The sequence below is a fragment of the Salicola sp. AFF1 genome (assembly GCF_056783195.1).
On record NZ_JBXAYL010000046.1, the window covers coordinates 1 to 7,590 of the forward strand.

9 protein-coding genes are annotated in these 7,590 nt (G+C 54.0%); 3 read left to right on the top strand and 6 right to left on the bottom strand.

Annotated elements, in window-relative coordinates; translation table 11 throughout:
• Nucleotides 1-391: CHC2 zinc finger domain-containing protein (locus AC1RQI_RS15925; RefSeq protein ID WP_481905600.1), on the bottom strand; the 391-nt coding region annotated here is incomplete at its 3' end.
• 101 nt (nt 392-492) lie between these two features.
• Between AC1RQI_RS15925 and AC1RQI_RS15930 the strand changes: the two genes are divergently transcribed.
• The 3 genes from AC1RQI_RS15930 to AC1RQI_RS15940 all read left to right on the top strand — a co-directional run bounded on the left by AC1RQI_RS15930 (nt 493) and on the right by AC1RQI_RS15940 (nt 3,099).
• Complete coding sequence (locus AC1RQI_RS15930) at nt 493-861, top strand: helix-turn-helix domain-containing protein (protein ID WP_481905601.1); 369 nt, start codon at nt 493-495, stop codon at nt 859-861.
• Between the two features lie 112 nt (nt 862-973).
• Nucleotides 974-2,251, top strand: a complete 1,278-nt coding sequence (locus tag AC1RQI_RS15935) for a DNA cytosine methyltransferase (protein ID WP_481905602.1) — start codon at nt 974-976, stop codon at nt 2,249-2,251.
• Nucleotides 2,188-3,099 carry a NotI family restriction endonuclease gene (locus AC1RQI_RS15940; protein WP_481905603.1) on the top strand — a complete coding sequence of 304 codons (912 nt, stop codon included), beginning with the start codon at nt 2,188-2,190 and terminating at the stop codon, nt 3,097-3,099. The genes AC1RQI_RS15935 and AC1RQI_RS15940 overlap by 64 nt, the downstream gene beginning before the upstream one ends.
• A gap of 175 nt (nt 3,100-3,274) precedes the next feature.
• Here the strand turns inward: AC1RQI_RS15940 and AC1RQI_RS15945 are convergent, their stop codons facing one another.
• From AC1RQI_RS15945 to AC1RQI_RS15965, 5 genes are all read right to left on the bottom strand, one after another.
• On the bottom strand, nt 3,275-3,730 hold the full coding sequence (locus tag AC1RQI_RS15945) for an SMI1/KNR4 family protein (protein ID WP_481905604.1): 456 nt from the start codon (nt 3,728-3,730) through the stop codon (nt 3,275-3,277).
• Nucleotides 3,731-3,742: 12 nt separating this feature from the next.
• On the bottom strand, nt 3,743-4,834 hold the full coding sequence (locus AC1RQI_RS15950; RefSeq protein ID WP_481905608.1) for an HNH/ENDO VII family nuclease: 1,092 nt from the start codon (nt 4,832-4,834) through the stop codon (nt 3,743-3,745).
• A 266-nt stretch (nt 4,835-5,100) separates the two neighbouring features.
• Nucleotides 5,101-5,556, bottom strand: coding sequence for an SMI1/KNR4 family protein (locus tag AC1RQI_RS15955; protein ID WP_481905605.1), 456 nt, complete (start codon nt 5,554-5,556; stop codon nt 5,101-5,103).
• Nucleotides 5,546-6,091 carry an SMI1/KNR4 family protein gene (locus tag AC1RQI_RS15960; RefSeq protein ID WP_481905606.1) on the bottom strand — a complete coding sequence of 182 codons (546 nt, stop codon included), beginning with the start codon at nt 6,089-6,091 and terminating at the stop codon, nt 5,546-5,548. Before AC1RQI_RS15960 ends, AC1RQI_RS15955 begins: the two co-directional genes overlap by 11 nt.
• Before the next feature lie 11 nt (nt 6,092-6,102).
• A partial coding sequence (locus tag AC1RQI_RS15965) for an RHS repeat-associated core domain-containing protein (protein WP_481905607.1) occupies nt 6,103-7,590 on the bottom strand: 1,488 nt, incomplete at its 5' end.

Sequence of the window (7,590 nt, forward strand, 5' to 3'; positions counted from 1 at the left end):
CCTGGTGGTCGGCGCTGGTGTCCAGAAGCGGCGGGAGCTTGCGGCGGGTGCTCTGGCGCACCGCCTTGACCGGGTCCGCCCCGTCAGCGGCTAAGGAGGCGGTGCCGTCGAGCTCCGCCGATAACAGCGCCAGGGCGTGACGCGTGGACACGCCCTCGATCTTCATCACCCAGTCAATGGGCGAGCCCTTGGCCCCGCAGGCCGGGCAGTGGAACAGGTTCACGTCCGGCGTGATGATCAGGCTGGGGGTGCGGTCGCCCTCGTGGAACGGGCAGTGGATGGCGTAGTCCCGCCCGTGGAGCTTGAGGGTAAAGCCCTTCTGCTCCACCAGGCGCACCAGGGGGATATCCCGTTTGATGCGCTCAATCTGTGCTTGTGGCAGTCGTGCCATCCGTCTGAACCTCCAAAATTCTGTCAATAATCCTTCGAGGTTTTATTATGATACCCGTTAAGGTATCATTACAACACCCCTTTCAGACGGAGGCTTAGACTATGGGTAGTCCCATCACTTGGTTAATACCCATGAACTTTCCTTCACGGCTGACCCAGATTCGCAAGAACCAAGGCTTGACCCAGCAGGCCCTATCGAGCGCTGCCGACTTGCACATTAATCAGATTCGGCGCTACGAAAGCGGGGCGGCTCAACCTACCCTGGAAGGATTAGTCAAGCTCGCCAAGGCCCTCCACGTCTCGCTGGATGAACTAGTCTTTGAGAATCGTGAACGTGGCCCCGATGAGAAGCTGAAGCTACTCTTTGAGGCTATCGGGCAGCTAAAGGAAGATGAGCAACGCGTGATCCGCGAACTTCTGGAAGGCATGGTTCTCAAGTATGAGGCCCGTCGCTGGACAGCTGCTTCCTGATAGACAAGGCTTAACGAATTACTACAATTGCTGTATAAAAAGCCAGCTTTATAGCAAGGGCTCACCAGTGCGGGCTGGCGCCCATACGAACAGGGACTTTCCGGAGAGCACCATGGCCACCACTCAACCACTTGTAATGATTGACTTATTCTCCGGCGCGGGCGGGTTATCGGAAGGGCTTCGTGAAGCCGGTTTCAAAAGCCTGTACGCCAACGAGGTTCAGACCAGATACGCCGAGACCTACGCCAATAATCACCCGGAGACCATCGTTGATCAGACGGATATCCGGGGTGTAGACGCCCGTGCCGTGCGGGAACAACTGGGCCTGACGACCGGCCAGCTTGACCTGATCGCGGGCGGCCCCCCCTGCCAGGGCTTCTCCATCAACGCCCCCAAGCGTTGTTCAAGCGATGAACGCAATCACCTGTTCAAGGAATACCTGCGTTTTGTCGAGGAGTTCCAGCCACGCGCCGTGCTGGTGGAGAACGTACCCGGGCTGGTGTCCTTCAACAACGGCGAGACCCTACAGGCCATCCTGACCGCCCTGGATGACTTGGACTACCAGGCCGATGTGCGGATTCTGTATGCCCCCCATTACGGCATTCCACAAACGCGCTGGCGCACGATTGTGCTCGGTCTGCGCAAGGACCTGGAGGCGTTCCCGACCTTCCCGGAGCCGGTGCGTCACGCCCCCATGCGGGTCAACTTCACGTCCAGTTTCGATGGCCGCAACATCGTCTCCCTGCCCCAGTCGGTCGAGTTGCCCCCTTTCACCACCGTTCGGGATGCCATTGATGATCTGCCGGCACTGTCGAACGGCGAAGCCGGCGACGCCCTCAAGGCGTACCGCACACCGCCCCATAACGATTTTCAGAGAGCCCTGCGCACTGGCTCTCCCGGCGTTCTGAACCACGAAGCGGCCAGACTCAGCAAGGTCAACCTGGAGCGGCTGGCGCATATTCCCCCAGGCGGCAACTGGACGAACGTCCCCCACGAACTTCTGCCCAAGGGCATGCAGCGGGCCCGCCGGTCCGACCACACCAAACGGTATGGACGGGTCCACCCCACTGGCCTTGCCTCCACGATTCTGACAAAGTGTGATCCTCACTGGGGGGCCTATTTTCATTACCAGCAGGATCGTGCCTTCACCGTGCGCGAAGCCGCACGGCTGCAGACGTTCCCGGATACGTTCCATTTTTCAGGCTCCCGGGTGGAACAATACGAGCAGGTGGGTAACGCTGTACCGCCCCTTCTCGCGGCGGCCATCGGCCAGTCACTTGCCAAGTCACTGGGCGCGGAAGCGCAGGAACTGACAAGGGCCATCCAATGGCAGGAACCATTTGGGAATTCTTCGGATACCCCGCAACAGACCGCTCTACCACTGCCTTGAATGCGGCTAAATCAGGGATCTGCCCCTACTCTGGCTCGCTCTGTGAAAAACGCTTCCGAGATGGCAGCAGGAGCGGGGTTTGCACCTTTAAACCGATGACCAGTGAACCGGTCATCTGTTGTCCGATCCGGCTTTACGCGGAAGAGCATAAAATATTGCGGGATGTGGCCGACCATGCCTTCAGGAAGGGCCTCAGTCTGGCGCCTGGCGAAGACGCCGTGGACCAGGCCCGCAGCACCGGTTCCGACTGCGTGGCAGTGTTCGGGAAGGGGTGGGGCGGTGAATTGCGACTGCCCCAGAAGAACGGTCGGGGCGGCTATTTCGTGGACTGGGTACTGGCCCTGATCGACAGCAGCGGGCACCTGGAAGAATTCGTGGCCGTGGAAGTCCAGACCATCGACACCACCGGCAACTACGGGAACGGCTATGAGGCCCTGATGGCGGACCGCTCCATCGTCAAGACCACCGCCGGCCTGAACTGGGAGAACGTCTCCAAACGGATTCTGCCCCAGCTCATCTATAAGGGCCAGGTCCTCCAGCGGGAGGAACTTTGCCGCAAGGGGTTATTCTTTGTATGCCCCACACCCGTTTATGACCGGATCATGTCGCGACTCGGCGGGCAAAAAGGTCTGATTAAGTATGCCCTGCAGCCGGCCTCCATCACCTTCATGGCCTATACCCATGACATGAGCACCGCCACCGCCCAGGGCAACACCATTCCGCTCAAGCAGGACCTGGTCCACTCCACCACGGTGTACAAGGTGCAGGAGGCGTTCAATAACGTTACCCTGCCCGAGGAAAACGTCTACAAAAAGGCCATCCTCAAGGCGCTGGGTACGGGAGACTGACCGGCTTTAATAAAGCCAGTGCTCTCCCTGGCAAGTCCCACCACTAAGCAGGTGGCGCGCCCCGTCGGCATCCGTGCAAGTATGCATCCGTGCATGGGGGCTTGGTCATTCATAGAGCAGTATTCGTTATTACTGCGTATATAAATAAAACAACATAAAGCCAGGATCTATCTATTTAATCAGACAGGGCCGCTTTCAACTCTGAAAACAAGAATTCTCCAAAATCGGAAGCAATTTCCTTAATATATCCGTCTACTCCATACGAAACGACGGGGCATTCCTCAGAATCGTCCATTTTACTTGTATCAAGAGCCAGATAAGTTCCGTCTCCAGTTGCGTGTATCAACACCAACTCTTTAGGTAATCCTGATTCTCGTTCTTTGCGCGTTAACCAAACCGCGTCGGGAATTCCAGAGTCTTCAAAGTCATCCTTTATTATCCCAAAAAACTCGAGTCCCTCTATATCACCGCACCCTAACGTCTCAAGAAATTTTCGATATGTTGTGGGGAACCGGACACCGAGAGCAACTTCAGCATCTTGGATTAGCTTTTCTTCTTTACTCCCTTCAAAATCACCGCCGCCTTTCTGCTCTATAAGATCAAAGGCAGACTCTAAATCTTTCACGCTCATTTATTTTCACCATTAAAAGCTGTTTGCCCTAGACTTCCAGTAATTGGATCGTAACTTGTTAAACTCTGCCCTATCAATTCCTGAAGGAGTGCTACTTGGATTAATATGAATCGTACTACTGTTATTTTGATGGAATGTTTGTGTCATTTCTGCAAGGGCGCCATCGTTTGATTGAGTCATATGGTGCAAATTCATAGATTTTCCATCAGGACCAATAGGGGCCAATCCTTTCTCCATCCTTTGATGGTTAGTTCTATTACGAGCATCAACCAAATTCGGGTCAATAAGATCATCACGCTGATAAATCTTATGCCCTTCAAAATCTGTGGATTTATTCCAGTACTGTCTCCCGTTTATTTCTGGTGATTCATTTCTTTTTATCGTTTGACCAGCATCGGTAGCCTCATCCGAATACTTCCCAAGCTTACCTAATTTACCGGCTTTACCGCCGGGAACAAAGTCCAAGCCACTGGTTGGGAACACTGCAGCGGTCATCGCATAGGTGGCCCCCAGCAGCGGAATCGCCCATTCATTACCGCTGTTGACGGCCTGCACTCCTAGGTTATCAAGCCCCTGCATTGCACCGGTTTGCATTTCTGCCAGAGGCTTAACGGTGGTCTTTTCATCCACCCAGCCCAGTGCGTTGAGCACGCTTTCACCAATGGATGTCTGGGCATCCGCAAGATTCTGCGCAGCCGACTCGCGCTCGCTGAGTCCCAACGGATCGATGAAATCCACTGGGTTATTCGTGTAGCGATAGCTGTTAAGGCCGCCCTTGATGCCGAGTGGATCGGGCGTGAGGTAACGCCCTGTTTCGGGATCGTAGTCCCGGAACCGGTTGTGATGGAGACCGGTCAGCTCGTCCTCGAACTGCCCCGGCAGCCGCAGTGGCTGATGGATGGACCCATCCGGGGTTTCCGGCTCGCAGTGGCCCCAGGCGTCGGCATTGGCCTGCCAGACCAGTGTGCCGGTTTCGGACCACAGGCGGATGGGCATGCCGCGCCAGTCGAGTTCGTAGTAATAGGGCGTGCCATTGACCAGCGTTAACAGTGGGGCGTCGCTCTTCGGGTCCCGGATGTAGAATTCAGCGAACCCTGACGCGATTCTGGCCGCATAAACGCTAACCCATTAGGCGTATCGGGTGAGCCAGAGCGGCTCACCGAATCAGGCAAGGCTTCCCTGCCCGGTGGGCAACACTTAATCAATCAGGCGCCAGTACTCTCCCTGGCAAGTCCCACCACTGGGCAGGTGGCGCGGCCCCGTCGCCATCCGTGCATGGGGGCTTGATCATTCCTGAATCCAGGTTCATAGGGCAGTATTCGCTATTACTGCGTATATAAATAAAACAACATAAAGCCAGGATCTATCTATTAATCAGACAGGGCCGCTCTCAACTCTGAAAACAAGAATCTTCCAAAATCGGAAGCAATTTCCTTAATATTTCCGTCTACTCCATACGAAACGACGGGGCATTCCTCAGAATCGTTCATTTTACTTGTATCAATAGCCAGATAAGTGCCGTCTCCCGTTGCGTGTATCAACACCAATTCTTTGGGTAATCCTGATTCTCGTTCTTTGCGCGTTAACCAAACCGCGTCGGGAATTCCGGAGTTTTCAAAATCATCTTTTATTACTCCGAAAAACTCAAGTCCCTCTATATCGCCACACCCCAACGTTTCAAGAAATTTCCGATAGGTTCTCGGAAACCGGACACCGAGAGCATCTTCAGCATCTTGAATGAGCTTTTCGTCTTTATTTCCTTCAAAATCACCGCCGCCGTTCTTCTCTATAAGATCAAAGGCAGACTCTAAATACTCAAAAATCATCAGAGATTCTTGAGTTCACAATTTTTGGTTTATCCTCACTCGGCTGTTCCGGAAATTCCTCAAAGCTTTCAATAAAGTCTCGAAAGGAATCAGCGATCAAAAACAGGTCCTCATCAACTTTTCCCTGATGATCCCAGAAGTAAACAGAGCCTAAGCCCTCAGACCCAAGCCACAAACAAATTTGATTGCCTCCAGAAGATTCCGCAATTGGCAAAAATTTATCTTTTATCTGATCACGGAGTCTATTTTTTATCTGAAGAACGCTATGCTCGCTATTACGTTCTCCTGAATAAAATAAATTTACCTCATTAAGGCCGTGCTTTGACAACCATGGGTTAGTTTCCTTCGGCTTAAACCCAACTTCATGAGGAACAAATGCTTCTCCATAGTTAGAAATAAACCATAAGTAGTCAGAAGGAATATTTATCCCAAATTCATTTTCTATATCTTTGATGCTTTCATCGCTGCAGCTTTTAAATGATTCATGCAGCGGAACTAGCCCGATTTTTTTGATTTCTACGTCTAAATCCGCCATAAATTCCTCACTTATCTATTTCTCAGATTCGATGCACCACCCTGATGGGGTATGTTGCCATGAAGTTTAGTTTGAACCAACTGTATAGTTTTCCCATCCTGATGATGATGGGGAGTTAATCCCTTTTGAGAAAGATATTGTTTTCCAGCAGTTTTATTAGGCAACCCTTTCACTTCAGCTACTTTTTCGTAAACAGCGGAAAAATCATCCTGTGTTCCGGTTAAGGAGTCAAACTCAAACTCAGCTTTGGACCACTTACTAAAATCTGGATATCCTTCATTAAATGGAATCGGTTCACCATTGGTAATTTCGTTTACCTCTGGAATATCCGATTCCCAGGGGGAATTCCCCGGTTCCCCCCTCCATCGACCACGACTCGCTGGCAGTCGCCATCCTGGTGGCTTTTCCCAGCTTTGTGTGGGAGGTTTCCCTGGAAGATCAGCAGCCTCATCCGAATGCTTGCCAAGTTTACCCAATTTACCGGCCTTGCCGCCCGGCACAAAATCCAGAGCACTGGTTGGGAATACCGCAGCGGTGATCGCATAGGTGGCACCCAGAGCCGGGATGGCCCAGTTATGGCCGTTATTGACCGCCATAACGCCCAGTTCATCCAGTGTCTCCATGGCACCGGTCTGTATTTCCGCCAATGGCTGAATGGTGGTCTTCTCATCGACCCAACCCAATCCATTAAGCACACTTTCGCCAACGGCTGCTTGGGCATCGGCTCGATTCTGGGCGACCGATTCACGCGGGCTAAGGCCGAGTGGATCAATGAAGTCCACCGGGTTGTTGGTGTAACGGTAGCTGTTAAGGCCACCCTTGATGCCAATCGGATCCGGCGTGAGGTACCTTCCGGTTTTCGGGTCATAATCCCGGAACCGGTTGTTGTGCAATCCCGTCAGCTCATCTTCGAACTGCCCTGGCAGCCTTATGGGCTGGTGGACAGGACCATGCGGCATTTCGGGATCGCAGTTTCCCCAGGCATCCGCATTAGCCTGCCAGACAAGATCGCCCTGCTCACTCCACAGCCGGACGGGCATGGCGCGCCAGTCCAGCTCATAGTAATACGGCGTGCCATTAATCAGGGTCAGCAGCGGCGCGTCGGTCTGGGGATCGCGGATGTAGTACTGCCACGTACCATCCGGGCGGAGTTCGCCGAGCAGAATATCGTTGTGCCACAGGTAGGTGGTTGTGCCCTCGGCGCTCTTGCGCCAGGCGCGGCGGTTGAGGGCGTCGTAGCCGTACTGGACGCGTAGGCCGTCGCGCCTGAGTTCGGTGAGCTGGCCTTCGGCGTCGAAGCGGCGGTATTCCGGGGTGTCGCCCAGAACGGCGGTTTCGGCGCCCAGGTCGTCGTAGCCGCGTTCGGCGTCGGCGGTGCGGACGAGGCGGTCGCGCTCGAGTTCGGTGTTGTCGTCCGGGAGTCGGTTGCCGCCGTCGTCGTACTGGAAGCGGCGCTCGTCCTCGCCGATCAGTTGGCCCTGGGCGTCACGCTCGAAGCG

What these genes read in the sequence shown, in the direction of transcription:
- AC1RQI_RS15945 (WP_481905604.1), bottom strand. Translation starts at nt 3,730, where the DNA reads ATGAGCGTGAAAGATTTAGAGTCTGCCTTTGATCTTATAGAGCAGAAA.
- AC1RQI_RS15935 (WP_481905602.1), top strand. Translation starts at nt 974, where the DNA reads ATGGCCACCACTCAACCACTTGTAATGATTGACTTATTCTCCGGCGCG.
- AC1RQI_RS15960 (WP_481905606.1), bottom strand. Translation starts at nt 6,091, where the DNA reads ATGGCGGATTTAGACGTAGAAATCAAAAAAATCGGGCTAGTTCCGCTG.
- AC1RQI_RS15955 (WP_481905605.1), bottom strand. Translation starts at nt 5,556, where the DNA reads ATGATTTTTGAGTATTTAGAGTCTGCCTTTGATCTTATAGAGAAGAAC.
- AC1RQI_RS15930 (WP_481905601.1), top strand. Translation starts at nt 493, where the DNA reads ATGGGTAGTCCCATCACTTGGTTAATACCCATGAACTTTCCTTCACGG.
- AC1RQI_RS15940 (WP_481905603.1), top strand. Translation starts at nt 2,188, where the DNA reads ATGGCAGGAACCATTTGGGAATTCTTCGGATACCCCGCAACAGACCGC.